The 17,217-nt window shown below is 45.5% G+C and carries 14 protein-coding genes; 6 read left to right on the top strand and 8 right to left on the bottom strand.

Annotated elements, in window-relative coordinates; genetic code table 11:
- Window positions 1–38 precede the first annotated feature (38 nt).
- The 4 genes from E6W40_RS02855 to E6W40_RS02840 all read left to right on the top strand — a co-directional run bounded on the left by E6W40_RS02855 (window position 39) and on the right by E6W40_RS02840 (window position 3,886).
- Window positions 39–1,382, top strand: a complete 1,344-nt coding sequence (locus tag E6W40_RS02855) for an extracellular solute-binding protein (protein WP_136604096.1) — start codon at window positions 39–41, stop codon at window positions 1,380–1,382.
- Window positions 1,383–1,460: 78 nt separating this feature from the next.
- The gene (locus tag E6W40_RS02850) at window positions 1,461–2,342 is read left to right on the top strand and encodes a carbohydrate ABC transporter permease (RefSeq protein ID WP_136604095.1); all 882 of its coding nucleotides are present in this window, start codon (window positions 1,461–1,463) and stop codon (window positions 2,340–2,342) included.
- A gap of 18 nt (window positions 2,343–2,360) precedes the next feature.
- Complete coding sequence (locus tag E6W40_RS02845) at window positions 2,361–3,245, top strand: carbohydrate ABC transporter permease (protein WP_136604094.1); 885 nt, start codon at window positions 2,361–2,363, stop codon at window positions 3,243–3,245.
- Window positions 3,246–3,262: 17 nt separating this feature from the next.
- The gene (locus E6W40_RS02840; protein WP_136604093.1) at window positions 3,263–3,886 is read left to right on the top strand and encodes a polysaccharide deacetylase family protein; all 624 of its coding nucleotides are present in this window, start codon (window positions 3,263–3,265) and stop codon (window positions 3,884–3,886) included.
- 147 nt (window positions 3,887–4,033) lie between these two features.
- Here the strand turns inward: E6W40_RS02840 and E6W40_RS02835 are convergent, their stop codons facing one another.
- The 3 genes from E6W40_RS02835 to E6W40_RS02825 form a co-directional block, all read right to left on the bottom strand.
- Window positions 4,034–4,561: a YcxB family protein gene (locus E6W40_RS02835; protein WP_136604092.1), complete on the bottom strand. Its 528-nt coding sequence runs from the start codon at window positions 4,559–4,561 to the stop codon at window positions 4,034–4,036.
- Between the two features lie 146 nt (window positions 4,562–4,707).
- The gene (locus E6W40_RS02830; RefSeq protein WP_136604091.1) at window positions 4,708–8,133 is read right to left on the bottom strand and encodes a DUF5704 domain-containing protein; all 3,426 of its coding nucleotides are present in this window, start codon (window positions 8,131–8,133) and stop codon (window positions 4,708–4,710) included.
- A 27-nt stretch (window positions 8,134–8,160) separates the two neighbouring features.
- Window positions 8,161–9,378, bottom strand: a complete 1,218-nt coding sequence (locus tag E6W40_RS02825; protein ID WP_136604090.1) for an S-layer homology domain-containing protein — start codon at window positions 9,376–9,378, stop codon at window positions 8,161–8,163.
- Between the two features lie 429 nt (window positions 9,379–9,807).
- Here E6W40_RS02825 and yhbH point away from each other — a divergent pair, with 429 nt between their 5' ends.
- Window positions 9,808–10,968 (top strand): sporulation protein YhbH, encoded by a 1,161-nt coding sequence (yhbH, locus tag E6W40_RS02820; protein ID WP_136604089.1) that lies wholly within the window; start codon window positions 9,808–9,810, stop codon window positions 10,966–10,968.
- The gene (locus E6W40_RS02815) at window positions 10,965–12,404 is read left to right on the top strand and encodes a SpoVR family protein (RefSeq protein WP_136604088.1); all 1,440 of its coding nucleotides are present in this window, start codon (window positions 10,965–10,967) and stop codon (window positions 12,402–12,404) included. Before yhbH ends, E6W40_RS02815 begins: the two co-directional genes overlap by 4 nt.
- Before the next feature lie 117 nt (window positions 12,405–12,521).
- On the opposite strand, the gene E6W40_RS02810 is transcribed toward E6W40_RS02815, so the two are convergent.
- From E6W40_RS02810 to E6W40_RS02790, 5 genes are all read right to left on the bottom strand, one after another.
- The gene (locus E6W40_RS02810) at window positions 12,522–13,094 is read right to left on the bottom strand and encodes a Uma2 family endonuclease (protein ID WP_425464907.1); all 573 of its coding nucleotides are present in this window, start codon (window positions 13,092–13,094) and stop codon (window positions 12,522–12,524) included.
- Window positions 13,095–13,285: 191 nt separating this feature from the next.
- A complete protein-coding gene (locus E6W40_RS02805) occupies window positions 13,286–13,864 on the bottom strand; it encodes a restriction endonuclease (RefSeq protein ID WP_136604086.1) in 579 nt (192 codons plus the stop codon).
- Window positions 13,865–14,104: 240 nt separating this feature from the next.
- Window positions 14,105–14,797 (bottom strand): response regulator transcription factor, encoded by a 693-nt coding sequence (locus tag E6W40_RS02800; RefSeq protein WP_136604085.1) that lies wholly within the window; start codon window positions 14,795–14,797, stop codon window positions 14,105–14,107.
- 131 nt (window positions 14,798–14,928) lie between these two features.
- Entirely contained in the window at window positions 14,929–15,939 is a 1,011-nt protein-coding gene (locus E6W40_RS02795) for a LacI family DNA-binding transcriptional regulator (RefSeq protein WP_136604084.1), read from the bottom strand.
- Window positions 15,940–16,096: 157 nt separating this feature from the next.
- Window positions 16,097–17,104: a globin-coupled sensor protein gene (locus E6W40_RS02790; protein ID WP_136604083.1), complete on the bottom strand. Its 1,008-nt coding sequence runs from the start codon at window positions 17,102–17,104 to the stop codon at window positions 16,097–16,099.
- Window positions 17,105–17,217: the final 113 nt, after the last annotated feature.

Below are 17,217 nucleotides of genomic sequence, written 5' to 3'. Positions count from 1 at the left end.
TACATCTCTCGCAATGATGAGAAGGGGGAACGGCCCGAATGAAAAGAAAAACGTTTTCTGCATCCATGCTTCTGCTCGCATTGACGCTGGTGCTGGTAGCTTGTGGCGGTGGAAGTAAAAGCAATACTGACGGAACAAACAGCACCGCCTCCGGCGATGAAGGCAGCAAAGCATCGTCTGGTGAAAAGGTAACGATCAAAATGATGCATCTGTGGCCGGATGGCAGCAACTCCGCACAGAATAAATTGGTCAAGCAAATTATCGGAGAATATGAGCAGGCCAATCCGAACGTGAAGATTGATACCGAAGTACTCGAGAACGAGCAGTACAAAAATAAAATCAAAGTACTCTCCGCATCAAACAGCCTGCCGGATGTCGGATTTACCTGGGCTGCCGGATTTCTCGAACCTTATGTCAAAGGCAATATGTTCGCCCCGCTCGATGATCTGCTACAGGGCGACCTGAAGGATAAATTCGTATCCGGAACCACAGAAGCTTATGCCGTTGACGGTAAAACGTATGCGCTTCCCGTAGAGCTCAATATCGTACCAGTCTATTACAACAAGGAAATCTTTGCAAAGTATAATCTGAAGACGCCTCAGACCTATGAAGAATTCAAAAATATTATCAAGACGCTGAACGACAACAAAGTAACACCGATTGCGCTCGGCTCCAAAGATGCGTGGACCGGCTCTTTCTGGTACATGTACCTGGCAGACCGGATTGGCGGACCGGATGTACAAGATCAAGCCGTTGCAAGCAATACATTCAGCGATCCTAATCTGATCCAGGCAGCCAAGGAAGCTCAGGAGCTGGTGAAAAGCAATGCCTTCGTTAAAGGCTTCAACGGTCTGTCGAATGATGAGGCCAAGTCTGAATTCATGAATGAAAAAGCGGCCATGTACGCCATGGGGACCTGGGAAGTGCCAAACTATACGACCAACCCGGATATTCCGCAGGAGTTCAAGGATAAAATCGGCTTCTTCAAATTCCCTGCGTATGATGGCGGGAAAGGCAATATCAATGATTGGGTAGGTGGCGTAGGCGTCGGATTATTCGTATCCGAGAACTCCAAAGTGAAGGAGGATGCCAAGAAATTCGTCAGCTTCTTCGTGAAACGATGGGGTGAATTGTCGGTGACCGATGCCGGCATTATTCCTGGAACGAAGGTCGATACCTCCAGTGTCAAATTGCCGCAAATGTTCATTGATGTGCTGAACGAACTCAACAATGCCAATAAAGTCATTCTTTATCTGGATGTTCAAATGAAGCCGGTTGCTTCCGAAGAACATCACAACCTGATCCAGGCACTGCTTGGGAATGCCGTCACACCGGAAGAGTTCGCAAAGAAACAGGAAGACGTGCTCAAGGCCGGAAAATAAAAGCTGCGGCAGTAGAGCCAAAGGACGGACCTCGGTCCTGTCCTTTTCTCTATCCGCTAGGTGAGGAGGCAACGCCTTATGGATAAAGTCATGTCCCACAAAGGAATCATCGCCCTGTATGTGCTGCCATCCCTGCTTCTCATTCTGGCCATCATCTATTTTCCAATCCTGTTAACTGGATATTATGGCTTGATGAAATGGGATGGCGTCAGCAGTATGTCGTTCATTGGGCTGGAGAATTACGCCGCCTTGATGAAAGACGGGGCTTTTTGGAACAGCGTATATCATTCCTTTTTATTCGCATTACTGTCAACCTTGAGCCTCGCTGTTTATATGCTGGTTGCGCTTGTGCTCGCTGGCAATATTAAAGGCGCAGGCTTGCTCCGGAAAATATATTTGATACCCATGCTGCTCTCTTCGGTCGCCATCGCACAGCTATGGCTTAAAATCTATCATCCGACCAACGGAATTCTGAACTCTTTTCTCGTTTCGATTGGCGTTGAAGATCCTCCTGCCTGGCTATCCGATCCCAAGCTGGTGTTGGCCGCATTATTTATTCCGATTCTTTGGCAGTATGCGGGCTTTTACATTTTGATCTATTACGCCGCCCTGAAGAACATTCCAGCCTCTTTAGTGGAAGCGGCCCGTATCGATGGGGCAAATCCATGGCAGATTGCACTTGGTATCAAGCTGCCGCTGATTTCAGAAGTTGTTAAAGTCACGATCGTGTTAGCTGTTGTGGGATCGCTGAAATACTTCGACCTGATCTACGTCATGACGGACGGAGGGCCCAATGGATCTAGTGAGGTTATGGCATCCTATATGTATCATAAAGCTTTCCGGGGCTTTGATTTTGGATACGGAAGCGCCATCGGCTTCTTCCTTCTAATCATCTGCATGGTCGCGACATGGGGAATCCGGAAGGCGACGGCCTCCAAGGACACGATCCAATATTCCTAAGACAAGGAGGTGCATCGTATGAAAACCGTAAATCAAGTCGTCTTAAGTACCGGCATTCCGTCTCCGTTCCGGATAGCCAGCTCCAGAATCGGCTATGGGCTCCTTTATTTCATTCTGATTTTCGCTGCCGTGATTCAAATTTTGCCGCTCATTTGGCTGCTTCTCTTCTCGCTGAAGAGCAACCAGGAGGTGTTCAATCTCCCTCCATTCGCCCTGCCCAGTCATCCGAAATGGGTAAACTATGAAAATGTATGGCTGCAAGGAAACATCGGGCGATATTTTATGAACAGCGTCCTCATCACCATGGTTTCCGTGATCCTAACCATTCTTTTGGCCAGCTTTGTTACCTTCGCCATTACGAGAATGCGCTGGAAGCTTCAGTCGATGGTTCTTGGATTATTCATGATCGGGATGATGATCCCGGTTCACTCCACATTAATTCCGCTGTTCAGCCTGTTCCAAAAGGTAGGGTTGACGGACTCTCAGCTCAGCCTTATTCTTTCTTATACGGCCTTTAATCTGCCCATCACAATCATGATTCTGCTCGGGTTCTACTACGCCCTGCCGCGTGAGGTAGAGGAGGCCGCCATTATGGATGGCTGCTCCGTGAACCGGATGTTTTTCGGGATTATGCTGCCGATGACGATCTCGGTTATTGTGACTGCAGCGATCATCAATATGATCTATAACTGGAACGAATTTATTTTCGTCAATACCTTTATCAGCTCCGATCATTTGAAGACACTTACCGTAGGTGTGCAGAACTTCGTCGGTCAATACACAACGGATTGGGGTGCCATCGGAGCGACATTAATGATTAGCATTTTGCCGATCCTCATCGTATTCCTGCTGCTCAGCAATCGAATTGTGGAAGGAATCGCTGCCGGATCTGTGAAAGGCTAATAAGGAGATGGACTAGTATGCTGAGCAATACAGTAATCAACCGGATTGAAACGGAAGAAAAAGCCGTTGCATTCACTTTTGACGATGGTCCAAATGCAGAGTACACGCCGCAGATCCTGGATATTTTCCGGGAGTCAGATGCGAAAGCAACCTTTTACATGATCGGTACTCAAATGCAGCACAATCCTGCGCTCGTGCGTACGGTCTATCAGGAAGGGCATGAAATCGGGAACCACACCTTTTCCCATCCTCATTTAACCGAGCTGTCTGAACAAGACTACATGCATGAAGTTGTGAAAACTGAAAATTTGTTATCGGATATCATTGGAATCAAGCCTGCAACGTTCCGGCCTCCATACTTTGATCACAATGAGCAAGTTGACGGTTTGGTGAGTGGTCTTGGATACCCGATGATTGGAGTCGTAAATTCGGAAGCAAATGATTGGGATCTGCCGGGTGTCCAGCATATTTTGGACAAAACCAGAGCTCAGGTTAAGCCTGGCAGCATACTCTTGTTCCATGACGGATTCGGAGACCGCTCGCAGACGGTTGAGGCCGTTCGTATTCTGGTCTCCGAGCTGGTGGCTGACGGGTATAAACTTGTTACGGTTAGCGAGCTATTAAAGCTTGCAGCTGTTTAGCTACAGACAATAAACCCGTACCTTGGAGGTACGGGTTTCTCATTCTTGATGCACTTTTATTGTGGTAAGACTAGCAGGTTCAATATTTTTTTGCAACCGTTTACATTTATTTATAAAAAGCAATCAGGGCATTGTAGCAAACCATGCTTAACATGCTCTGCTCCAGTGATATTGACCCGCCTCCAGACTGTTTTCAACAATCTGTCTGAATGTCATCCGATCCTTTTCCGATGCAAATGATTCTTTGGGAACAATTAATGATCTGCTGGTCGATAGGAGGATAAGAAACAGATTGGGTGATTCGCGGACCTCGTAGATATCTGTCCAAAGCATATTCCCGGTTTCCGATTCCGAGGAATAATGAATATCTCTCCCCGTAAATACAAATCGGTAGAGCTGCCGGATTAATTTATCACTGACGAATGCTTTCATTGATTTCTGACGAATATTCCATCGATTCACAAACCATAAAACAACGCTGACGAGCATATCCAGCAGCATGATGATCACAAATTCAGTTCCTGTTCGCTTCCCGTCGACCAATAGGACAATCCCAATGAAAACCATAAAGAATATTACGGCCAGCATCACTCTGGATGTTCTCGTAAAAAAAAGATTAAGTTCCTGAACATCCTTGAGCTCCAGGGTGGCTTCAACGATGATTTCATGATCCAAACGGTTCTCCTCCTTTGGTTCAAAAATCCCCCCTCTTCTAGAACAGCATGAATACCCAAGAGGTTATGGATCATAACGAAGAAGTTTATAGCAAACCTGTGGCAAATATGATAACCACAGGTTTGCTGCCTTCATTGGTGCCTTGCTTAATGCGGAACCTGGGAGCTGAAATCATCCCGGCTGGATTGATCCGCGTTGTAGAAAATGATATCGCCATCCGTTACCTTGAATCGGTTGCCATAAGCATCCTGGATATCACGGTTGAAGCCTTCCATCTTCCACTGATTCATCAATGGTGCATAAATGTACTGCAAATGAGGCCTTTTTAGATCTCCCTGCTGAATGGATTCAATATTGAAATTGACGATGATATAGCCGTTTTTGAGAAAGATCGGTGACTTGCTGTCCAGCCCGCCATGTGTTCGTCCATACTCAGCCACGTTCGTTCCTGCTATTACGACGAACGGTTCTGCAGGTAAACTGTATTCGCCATACCATTTTTGAATGGAGACATTCGCACGTTCCTGATCCACCGATGCCGGGATACTGCTTGTAAGCCTGAGGAATGTCCTTACCTGCTCCGGAAGAATCATTAGACTGTAACTGCCGACCGGCGTTTTTTGCTTCGTAAAGACATTCATATAATTTTGGACGTATTGATTTTTGCTCAAGCTGCCCGTTTGGCCGTAATGATTGTATTTGTAGCTGGCCGTATCGGTCAATTCTGCAGCAGGTACATTCCGTAAACGATCGTTCAAGATCACGTAGCGTTGAACCTTATCCTCAGCGGAACCCACCTTGACGAAATTATTTTTGCTCGTGTTGTAGTAAAGGTCCACCGGTACACGAGAATCGCCATTGGCATTTAAGGTCTTGCCATCCTTGCTGACATAAAAAAAGCTTGGCGTGATCCGGATACCATCCAGTGCTTCAAACATATTTCCCTTCGTTTTAAAATCGAATTTGAAGTGATATCCCGTTTTTACCGACACATTTTTATACCCCTGCAGCGGATTGCTTCCCGGTCTGATCGGCAGGGTAAATGTTGCCTTGTTCCCTCGGGGATCGCCATCGATAAGATTTTGGCCTACCCAGTAGGACATGCCTGTCTGATTAGCACTGCCGGATTGTGTACGGAATACCTTCTCCCAATTGTAGTCGGCAATATCCGTGATATGGAAGTCGTACAGCCGCCCTATGACCTCTACAGGCACCTTCAATTCAGCCGCATGATGCGATAAATTCGTGTTGGCGTTCGTTTGGGAGGTAAATCCATTAGGCGCATTTTCAGCAATATTGCGGAATGTAACCTGATAATCCCCTTCGTTCACCCATACTGGTAAATAAAAGGTTGTGTCGAGCTGACCGACAGGAATATCCACCCATGTTTCTTTGGGTATAAACTGTGTCTTGTTGGCGTTGTAGACGTCAAAAGGGAATTGCACCTGCTTGATCCGAAAATACTTTGCGTAATCACGATTGCCATAACCAGGATAATTGGTATGCTGCCCGCTGGTTGGAATCGATACCGTAAATGGACGCTCCAGAATCAGGGCAGAGCGACTCCCATTCGGATAGGTTTTCTGGTTATGTGCTGCGTCATCAGAAACCGTGGAATAGTTCACGACAGGTGTGTGGACCGTCACCGGATTAATGCCTTGGATCGAAAAATCCTGGTCTGTTCCGCCGTTAATATTGCCAGTCATTATGTTATAAAAGATTTGTCCGGTACTTTCCTCTTTGCTTTTATTCGTCTTAGAGCTGCTGATCATATGCCCGGGACTATAAAGTACATTGTCGTTAATAAGCTGCGGAGCAGGTATCTGCGATGGGGTTGGTCCCGTTTCCGGTGTTCGCTGGTTGTTCATGATCTTTTGTCCGTTAAAATCCAGTGAATCATTCTCAACCTCTACCTTGCCAACGGATTGTTCGGCCATCCCTTGGAAAGCTCCTTGTTCATTAGGAACGGTCGGCCTGGACTTGCCTCCATTTAGCGTTTGCGACGGCGCTTCCTGATCCTCCGGCGGATCAGGCGGGTAATATTTGCCGTCCTGGTTGGCCTGGAATACAGGCGGATTATAACCAGAAGGATGAATGGATATTTCATCCCAGGCATAATTTTTAAGCGTTGCGTGGTTAATATCGTATACTTCCAGATTATCTATTTTCCAGAAAGAATACGGCCGCTGAATGCTGTAGCTATATACTTTTTCATCTTTATCATGCTGTGGGTCCGGCTCGGTATGTGTTCCTTTCCCATCGGGATTGGCTACTGTTTTTCCAGGATCCCATTCCAGCATATATGTCTTTTTTACATTTACCGTATAGGTGCATACGCCCTTCATCTGATTGAACTTATCCTGGTACAAATACTCCTTCGCTTTCACATTTCCATACAAGCTCTCGGAAGTCGGAATTCCCTGTAGAACATCAAACTTCTCGCTGCCACGGCTGTCTGCCTTGATCACAGCTGTCACGACCGGATCCATGTATTTGCCGCTTATCGATTGAGCAGGCTGCGGCTCCGTGCATGTTACATCTCCTGGTTGAGGCTCGGGGTCTGTTGGAGGAACCTCTCCGTCTTCTACTGAAATCAAGATCTTATCGTACAGCGTATACATGCCACTTTCCCACTTCACGGTGATCGTTGCCTTCCCTTTGGCCTTTGCCTTGACCTGTCCGGAATTAGGGTCAACGACTTCCACCACCGCTTTGTTGTCTGAACTCCATGTGGCTTCAGGACGAGTGGTAACATCAACGGGAGATTTAAATCCGGTATCACTTGGCTCGGAAAACGGCTTGGTTTTCACCGCGGCTGTGAAGTTTTTGGTTTCGCCAATAGCCATTTGGTTGGAGCCGGATAAGCTGATTTCTTTGATTTCTTTGACGGTGCCCTCCCATACAAAATCAATTGCGACATTATAGTTAATTTGATATTTCACGTAACCATTTGGCCTTGGTTTGATATGACTAAGGGCAACTTTATCAGAGAATGGCTCTCCACCTGTAGTAACGGTGAATTTCACATATCTTTTATCAGGTTCAATTGTAAGCGATCCATTCGAATAAAACATTTCATCGGATCCGGGTTTAAATATTGTACTTTTCGTTAAAGAAGATTTAACAGAATCAAAAGGGTAGCTCTCAACATCCGTAGGTATGCTATTGTTGTCGTCAAAGGTTCCTGGCTTATAGTTGTAAGAATCTACTCTTCCTGTAACTGCCTTTTTAGCAGGTATAGGATTATCTCCATTGTCTCCAATATTTTTAGTTTCTACTTTAGTTCCATCATACTGATCAGCTTGGAAGCCTCCATCATCCATCTGATACCAATAAACCCCAGGCCTACCTGGATTCGTAGCTTTTACGGATTTCGTTACTGTTTGTTTCTTTTGAAATCCTGTTGGATTAATCTTGGCATCATATGGATATCCTTTAGATTCGTTAGGATTTTCTCCGCCAGCTGCCGCAGCTGCATCAACCGACAATAAATTATTGGATTGATCGTATTGAAAAAACAAGAAAATGAGAGCGAAGGATAGTAATGTTAATAATATCCTTTTAATGTACATACCGACTTTTTCACTTCCTTGTAATTTCTATTTTTTATAAACAATTCTTATTGTTGTACCATCATTAGCTGTCACAGCATTAGAGTACCGATCTTCATTGTCATTAAGTGTCTTCATAAACATACCCGCGGACCAAAATCGGATGCCTTTACCTTTATCAAAAAAGTGGGAGCCATCGTTCGGAGGGGTTTTGTAACCGAATTTCTTAGTAACATCACCATCGATTCTTAGCCCGGCTTTTAAATCATTATCGATAGCCCCTAGATATCTTTGATATGTGAAATTGTCCGCATTAGGAGTTAAGGTTTCATCAATTAGCACAAGATAAGTCTTTGGATTAACCATGTATTCTTTATCTACAAACATTTTTCCATACACACTTCCAAGATCGGCCATACTTGAACCAGGAATAAAGATATAGTGGTGAATTTGAAGTACAGCAATTCCATTTCTCAGATTTATATTCTTGTTATAGATTTCTTGAAGACCCCCATCGGTAATTGAGAGTTTCGGAGCAACCGTCTTCACATTCGTGCCTGTTAATCCTACCTCTCTCAGCTCACTCAAATCCCGAAAAGAACTCGCAGCCTTCTCCTGTGTCCCCTCATAGCGCTGTAAAATAACTGCTACTTCCGCCCGAGTTGTCGTCTTACCAGCCCCGAAACTATCATCCGGATATCCGGACATGAGGCCGGTCCCAAGAACAACGGATACATATGGATAGTCAGCCTTGTTCAAGCCGCCTTTGTAATACTCCGTAACCGGCACAATCGTCTCCTTGGTATCGGACAGTGCCGTTTTGTAATCCTCATCTTTGGCCGCCAAGCCGGAAGCCATCCATTTCGCCATTTCCACGCGTGTCAAAGCCGTACCTGGCTTAAACCCATTGGAATAATCGCCAACACTCAAAAAACCTTTTGCTGCAGCTTCGCTTACTTCTTTTTCGCTCCAATGACCTGCCAGGTCTGAAAAGGAACCCATATTCGCTTTCGCTTCATTCGTGGATACCCGGTCCAAAATGGCGGCAAATTCCGCCCGCGTAACAGCCGCGTTCGGTCTGAAGCTCCCGTTTCCTTCACCTTTCAAATATCCCTTAGACACCGCATAATCAATAGCTTTTTTAGCCCAGTGATTGGCTGGAACATCTTTAAATGAGCTTTCCGCTGCTGATGCGGGTTTCCCCCATCCAAGACAAGCGCCCAAAATTAGTGCTATAGCCAACAAAGTGATCATTCTCTTTTTCATATGTACACTCCCTATCAATCACATTTTTTCGTCTCCGCCCACGTCTATCGACGTAACTTCCCAGAAGATAAACCGCGCTGCTTCCTTCCTCACAATCCACTTCTTCTTGTCTTATCCTACGGGACTGCTTGCCCACGTGAATGATCTGGAGCACACCTCCCTCAAAACATATGTATTAGAAACTATTACTGCGAAATCTCTCATCCTTTGTAACTAGGACAATTGCAGTATACTATAACATTTTTGAAATATTTGTCATAAACAGTCGAATACTCACTTGAAAATCCTGAATATGGATTAAATTACAATCAATTGAACTCGTTATTTTACTTCATCCTCATCACATATCATCCCTGCGCGTGAATATACTTGATTAATAATGACTCATGACTTTTGAAGCTGATTATGCGTATAGGGGAGGTGCTGAACATGCCATCTGACGATCATTCGCTGTTTGTCGTGTCCAAGGAGGACTGGTCACTGCACCGTAAAGGGTATCAGGATCAAGTCCGCCATCAGGAAAAAGTGAAAGAAATGATTAAGCAAAACCTGCCCGATCTCATTACGGAAGAGAGTATTGTCATGTCGGACGGTAAACAGATCATCAAGGTACCCATCCGGAGTCTGGACGAATACCGTTTTATCTATAATTTCCAGAAGCAAAAGCATGTGGGGCAGGGTGATGGTGACAGTCAAGTAGGTGATGTACTCGGACGTGATCCGGCTCAGAAGCCTGGTCAGGGCGAGAAAGCTGGAGATCAGCCTGGCCATGATATCATGGAAGCCGAAGTCAGCATGGAAGATCTGGAGAATATGCTCTTTGACGAAATGGAGCTTCCTTTTATGAAGCCGAAAGAGCAGCAGGATGTGGAGACCGAATCCATTACTTTTAACGATATCCGCAAAAAAGGAATGCAGTCCAACATCGACAAAAAGCGTACCATTCTGGAAAACCTGCGCCGCAATGCCACTTCCGGAACTCCCGGCATCCATCATATCAGCCCTGATGACCTGCGCTACAAAACCTGGGAGGAAATCGTGGTGCCTCACTCCAGCGCTGTCATTATCGCTATGATGGATACCTCAGGCAGTATGGGATCCTTTGAAAAATACTGTGCGCGCAGCTTCTTTTTCTGGATGACCCGTTTTCTGCGGCGGCAGTATGAAAAGGTAGATATTGTTTTCCTGGCGCATCATACCGAAGCGAAGGAAGTATCCGAGGAGGACTTTTTTACACGCGGCGAAAGCGGCGGCACCATCTGTTCTTCTGCCTATCAAAAGGCGCTTGAAATCATCGACCGGCGCTACCCGCCTTCCAAATACAATATTTATCCGTTCCACTTCTCAGACGGAGACAATCTAACCTCGGATAACGAACGCTGCGTGCGCCTGATTGGGGAACTGCTCAAGGTGAGCAATATGTTCGGATACGGAGAGGTCAACCAGTACAACCGCAGCAGCACACTCATGTCGGCCTACCGCAATATTAAAATGGAGCATTTTATGTATTATGTCATCAAGGAAAAAGGAGAGGTCTATCAGGCCCTGCGCACATTCTTCCAGAAACAGGAAGGAGCAATCCAAACATGAGTAACAGTGATGAAATCAAGCAGCTTGAATATGCCATCAGCGAAATTATGGAGATAGCCGATGGCTTCGGGCTCGATTATTATCCGATGCGTTACGAGATCTGTCCTGCTGATATTATCTACACTTTCGGCGCATATGGCATGCCAACCCGCTTCTCGCACTGGAGCTTCGGAAAAACCTTTAATAAGATGAAAATGCAATACGACTTCGGACTCAGCAAAATTTACGAGCTGGTCATCAACTCCAATCCCTGCTATGCTTTTCTGCTCGACGGCAACTCGCTGATTCAGAACAAGCTGATCGTCGCACACGTTCTTGCCCATTGTGACTTCTTTAAAAATAATTACCGTTTTTCGACCTCCAACCGCAATATGGTCGAGAGCATGTCCGCCACAGCTGAACGGATCAGCCATTACGAGATGGAATATGGAACCGAAGCTGTCGAGAGTTTCATTGACGCCGTCCTGAGTATACAAGAGCATGTGGATCCCCAGCTGGCTAGACCACAGCATCTCGGCAAGCAGCGATACATGGAATACAAGATCAAGGAACAGAAAGACTCTCACAAACAAGAGCCTCCAGCTGGCGACTATGATGATCTTTGGAATCTGGATGAACCCAAAACCAAAGACAGGGACGCAGTGGCTTCACGCCATTTCCCTCCCGAACCGGAAAAAGATATCATGTGGTTCATCCAGGAATTTTCCGAGGTGCTGGAGGAGTGGCAGCGGGATATCATGAGCATGCTGCGCGAGGAAATGCTGTACTTCTGGCCGCAGATGGAAACCAAAATCATGAACGAAGGCTGGGCTTCCTACTGGCATCAGCACATCATCAGGGAGCTGGATCTGACCAGCGAGGAAACCATTGAGTTCGCCAAACTGAACTCCTCTGTCGTACAGCCATCCCGCAACAGCTTGAATCCCTACTACCTGGGCCTTAAAATTTTCGAGGATATCGAGCGGCGCTGGGATCACCCGACGAAGGAAGAGCAGGAACGTGGCGGAAGAACGTCCGGCCGAGGCCGAGAGAAAATTTTCGAGGTGCGTGAGTACGATTCCGACACCTCGTTTATCCGCAATTACTTAACAAAGGAATTAACCAATGATTTGGATTTGTATGTATTCGAGAAAAAAGGACCCGAGTGGAAAATTACCGACAAAGGTTGGGAGCGTGTCCGAGATCAGCTGGTTGTCTCCAGAGTGAACGGCGGTAATCCATTTCTGGTTGTATCCGATGGTGATTTCATGCGAAACGGAGAGCTGGTAGTGCGGCATGAGTATGAAGGCACCGAGCTTGATCTGAAATATATGGAACGGACCATGCCGCATGTCTATCAGTTATGGGGCCGGACCGTCCATCTGGAAACCATTATCGAAGATAAAAAAGTCATGTTCACCTATGATGGCAAAAAGCTGCACCGCAAATTTGTTTGAAATTGCCCACAAAAAAAGCGGCCTTTCACGGTGCTCTACCGGAGAAAGGTCGCTTTTTGCACTGAAATCTTCGTTGTTATCGTCAGATGAACTCGCATATCATTTCAATCATTTATTTTATTGCTGCTCAAACCTGAATAATCTGTTCATAGACACCTGCAGGCCTTCAAATAGAACGGATTGGATCTTTTCCTTCTCCATGTACAGTTCACGCACAGAGTATGTGCCATTCTGCAAAGCATATACATGAACCGTTTGATTGCCGGGGTCGACGATCCAGTATTCTTGTACGCCATAATTTTGATATAGGTTGAATTTCTCATTGAAATCCTTAAGTGCTGTGGATGGTGACAGCACCTCTACTATCAATGTCGGTGCGCCATGACAACCACTTTTAGAGATTTGGTCTTTGGAGCAAACTACCGAGAGGTCCGGTTGTATGACGTGATCAGGAGAAGTATAAATATCCCTCTCACTGAAAAATACATCAAATGGAGCCACAAACACATAACAATTCCGATTTTGAAAAAAAGTCCGCAGCGCAAAATAAAGCTCTCCAACAATAAATTGATGCAGTGAGGTCGGAGCAGGAGACATATTATATGCTCTGCCGTTAATTAACTCCCATGGACCATCCCATGTCAGCCACTCCTCATACGTATGAGTTTTCTTTTCATCCGGATTTGACACAATGTTCGACCTCCTTTGAGTACAAATAAACATAATTTATTATATTGTAGCATGGTCATACAGATTATTGCTCATATTCATTCCACATTATAATAAGCACGATGCCGGAGTAAAAGAAGATCGATCTATGAAGAATAAATGCCAAGAAATATACAGCGAAAGCTGATTTTCTTGACACCATATTTAGTTTCTTAGGTAGCTGGGCTCAAAACTGTAACTTGCTCTCTCTTCTCCTCTAAATGCTGCAACCATAACTCCACCAGCTGGGTTCCGTTAATAAGCTCAATATCTAAACCGCTTGCATAAGTATAGGCATTGTGTGTAAATTTACCTGTTGTAATCACATAGCCGCCGACGGCATTTTGTTTAATCATCTGAGAATGGACTATCGCGATAGGTGTATAGCCCAATGGATTCTGGTCATGGTAACATTTAACTTGTCCAAGATAAAGCCCTTCCTCAGTATGCTCTTCAATATCAATGCCAAAGTCACCTGAGCTTTGAGTTACAACAGTCCTTCCACCACGTACAGATTTTAGAATGTCGGCGACAAAATGCTCGAACAACCATGGATTCTCTTCCTTATCTTCCTCCAAATCTCGTTTAAATCGGTTATATAAACCTATTCGCAGTGTCTCCTTCATATCTTCATGCGACGAAAAAGCATCAAGAGCATTAGATCGATATCTTTCCACCTGTTTCTTATAGTCGTGCAAAGAATACAACAAAGCAAAATTGATGATGATCGAAAAGCTTAATAGAATAGCCATGAATATACCTCCTCCTTCTATTTCTAATCATTTCCAACTTGCTTTGATTTCAATACAAAAAGACCCGGGAACCCACCGGGTCTTTTCATTACCTCTTATTTACCAACGTACTCGTATAGAACTAATTCTAACCTGCTCTGTATCTCTTACCTGTTAAAGCGAGAAACTCTTCCCTAGCGCAATTCATATGTTATACCGCAAATATATCCATGATATTTCAAAGTGTTTCCAACTTGTAAATTATTTTTCCATCGCTTTATATCCAATGCCGTACACGGTCTGGAGAAGATACTGCGCATCCCCCAGCTTCTTGCGCAGACGCTGGATATGAATATCGACAGTGCGAGTCCCGCCAAAGTACTCCATCCCCCACACGAGTTCAAGCAAATCCTCGCGGGTATAGACACGCCCCGCATGAGAAACCAGCAGCGCCAGCAGATCGAATTCTTTAGGTGTCAAATCCATGGACCCGTCATTAATATCCGCCGTACGTCGTACCGTGTCGACTTTAAGACCCTCAAGACGATAAACCTCCGAGTCAGCAGATGGCGTTGGATCACTGCCTTTTTCTAATCGGCGAACAATGGATTTGACCCTGGCCACCAGCTCCCGGATATCAAATGGCTTGCTCATAAAGTCATCCGCACCGAGCTCCAGTCCCAGCACTTTATCTACAATATCGTTTTTAACGGTCAGCAAAAGGATACCGATCCCCTTGACGTTTTCTAGCCGGCGGCAAACATCATACCCATTCAGCTTTGGCATCATTACATCCAGGACAAGCATGTCCGGCCGGAAGGAGGCTACCTTCTGCAGTGCTTCCTCCCCATCCGCTGCCGTTGATACCTCAAAGCCCTCGCGTTTCAAGGCGTACGTAATAGCACTTCGAATGCTTTCTTCATCGTCGACCACAAGTACTCTTCTCTGGTCCATATTATCACTTCCCGTTTCAAACCGAAGTTTTTCTAATTTCATTTATTATAAAGAATAGTGCCCAGTGATGAAACAGCAGCCAAAAATAAAGAGCATGCCTTTACAAGCATACTCTACCATTTATTATTTATTCACAATTGTTCCGAATAGCGTGCCGTTGATTCGCGGATAACCAGACTGGAAGGCTCGGTAACGACCGGAGGCGGATATTCAGTGCTCTTAATCATCGAGATCAGCTCTTCAATCGATTTCACGCCGATGGTGTGAATATTCTGGTTAATCGTCGTCAGGGCTGGCTTGAACAGCTCAGCTTCATAAATATTATCAAATCCCACGACTGAAATATCACCGGGAACGGAAAGCCCATGAGCTTCAATAGCGTGAATGACTCCAAAAGCAGCCATATCAGAAGTACAAACTACGGCCGTCGGCGGCTGATCCAGCTGCAGCAGCATTCTCATGCCTTGAATACCGCTATCGTAGGAGTAATCCCCGTTCACAACATAATCCTCACGATATGGAATGAAGGAAGTCTCAAGACCGTCACGATATCCCGCCAAGCGGCTTTCGTTAACGGGCTGACCTGGTACACCTGCCAGATAGGCAATCCGTTGATGTCCAAGCTCGTATAAATGCCGGACTGCCATATGTACGCCATTACGGTTCTCCGTCGTTATATTGCCTGCCCGTTGACCGGTCACATCCATATCTACAAACATGGTTGGAATTCCGGATTCGATCAGCTCCTGAATGCTGTGATGATCCTTTTCCACTCCGAACACGACCACTCCGTCCAAATTACGGCTCTGACAGTGATCAACGAAAGAGTAACCGGGATCATTCAACCGGGCCGACAACCGCATCAGATCATATCCGCTGTGTTCCAGTGCCGTCTTGATGCCTTCCAGCAGCATCGACACATATGGATTAGTAAAAGGTATATTAATGAGGACCCCAACGGTCCAGGACCTCCCTGTCACCAGACCCCGTGCAATGACATTGGGTCTGTAACGAAGCAGTTCGATCGCATTTTTTACTTTTTTTCTCGTCTTTTCACTAACATCCGGATAGTGATTAATCACTTTGGACACCGTTGCTACCGAAACTCCTGCTTCTTTTGCTACATCATGAATTGAAGCCAAATCAGATCACCTCGGACTACGGATTGCATATACATGCTCAATCAGTTCTTCTATCCCTATAACTCATGATGTGTCCTCTATTATACTTGAAATGATAAGTCAGAGATATAGAATTTTCTGCATGAAAATGGAAAAAAGGGTAGTCCGTTGAAGGAATCTAGCTTTTATTTTGAATTTCCGCCAGATCCTGCGTCAGTTTCTCGATCATCGTCACAAATGAAGCGAGTTCCTGTGAGCTGCTGGCCTGTTCTCTGGCATGAATAGTCGTTTTTTCCGTTTCATTCTGCACGCGGCTCAGCCGCTGCATAATGCCGGACACCTTGTCCTGAATCTGCTCCAAGGCTTCACGCGAATGCATCGCTAGTTTACGCACTTCTCCTGCCACCACGGTAAACCCTCTGCCCATATCTCCCGCATGCGCAGCTTCAATTGCGGCATTCAGACCAAGCAGATGTGTCTGATCTGCGATCGCTTTAATGAGTACACCCATATTTTCAATCTGCTTCACATCCTCGTGAAGCTCGTCCATCAATACATGAGCCGTTTCCTGTGAGTCCGCAGTGACCTGTGCAGAAGTCGCGATTTGGCCTGCGCTCTCATTCAGTTCCGCAACCATGCCCGTTAATTGCTGCACAACCTCTGTAACCGCTTGCAGCACATGTTCTTTTTCATCGGCCAGGTCTTTCAGTTTTTCTTTCTCTTTCAGTTCATAGGCTTCCAATACGAGCTGTGAATCAAGATTGAACATTTTGCTGAGTGAATGGATAACTGAAACCCATTGATCCGGCATCACCTGGCGCATCAAGTCTGTTGCGATATCCAGGTATGTCATGTAGCTGCCAAGATAATATTCGACACTCAGGCCCACGCGAGAGTGTACAAGACCGATCGCAATTCTTTTCTCCAGATATTCATCATCAATTTTACCGTCAGCCAGTGACATCCAATATTCTCTTTGCGTTTCCTTTAATCTCTCAATCGTCGTGGTTTTCCCGATAAGCTCCATCAGTTCCGGTTCGGTGGCGATATGCTTGTAAAAATAGTTCACGACTTCCTCTACTACTTTCGCGAATACCGGACGAAATTGCAGAAGATTCTCCAAGTCTTTCTCGGTCAGCCTGATATAATCAATCTGTTTCTGCCGTTTAGGGGATACATTAATCATGTAAAAAGGCACTCCTTCTTTATACCTAAAATTTTCCGTTGATACAGCAACTTTGTATATTATAGACTATATCGACAGCTTATCCACTAGATTTGACCTGTTTTTTTATATTT

Origin of the sequence: Paenibacillus dokdonensis, from assembly GCF_004916975.1 — a bacterium.
Classification (GTDB): domain Bacteria; phylum Bacillota; class Bacilli; order Paenibacillales; family Paenibacillaceae; genus Paenibacillus_AQ; species Paenibacillus_AQ dokdonensis.
Note: the sequence above shows the minus strand (reverse complement) of the source record. Positions and strands in the feature narration are given on the sequence as shown.

What these genes read in the sequence shown, in the direction of transcription:
- yhbH (WP_136604089.1), top strand. Translation starts at nt 9,808, where the DNA reads ATGCCATCTGACGATCATTCGCTGTTTGTCGTGTCCAAGGAGGACTGG.
- E6W40_RS02855 (WP_136604096.1), top strand. Translation starts at nt 39, where the DNA reads ATGAAAAGAAAAACGTTTTCTGCATCCATGCTTCTGCTCGCATTGACG.
- E6W40_RS02815 (WP_136604088.1), top strand. Translation starts at nt 10,965, where the DNA reads ATGAGTAACAGTGATGAAATCAAGCAGCTTGAATATGCCATCAGCGAA.
- E6W40_RS02840 (WP_136604093.1), top strand. Translation starts at nt 3,263, where the DNA reads ATGCTGAGCAATACAGTAATCAACCGGATTGAAACGGAAGAAAAAGCC.
- E6W40_RS02790 (WP_136604083.1), bottom strand. Translation starts at nt 17,104, where the DNA reads ATGATTAATGTATCCCCTAAACGGCAGAAACAGATTGATTATATCAGG.
- E6W40_RS02830 (WP_136604091.1), bottom strand. Translation starts at nt 8,133, where the DNA reads ATGTACATTAAAAGGATATTATTAACATTACTATCCTTCGCTCTCATT.
- E6W40_RS02850 (WP_136604095.1), top strand. Translation starts at nt 1,461, where the DNA reads ATGGATAAAGTCATGTCCCACAAAGGAATCATCGCCCTGTATGTGCTG.
- E6W40_RS02845 (WP_136604094.1), top strand. Translation starts at nt 2,361, where the DNA reads ATGAAAACCGTAAATCAAGTCGTCTTAAGTACCGGCATTCCGTCTCCG.
- E6W40_RS02805 (WP_136604086.1), bottom strand. Translation starts at nt 13,864, where the DNA reads ATGGCTATTCTATTAAGCTTTTCGATCATCATCAATTTTGCTTTGTTG.
- E6W40_RS02825 (WP_136604090.1), bottom strand. Translation starts at nt 9,378, where the DNA reads ATGAAAAAGAGAATGATCACTTTGTTGGCTATAGCACTAATTTTGGGC.
- E6W40_RS02800 (WP_136604085.1), bottom strand. Translation starts at nt 14,797, where the DNA reads ATGGACCAGAGAAGAGTACTTGTGGTCGACGATGAAGAAAGCATTCGA.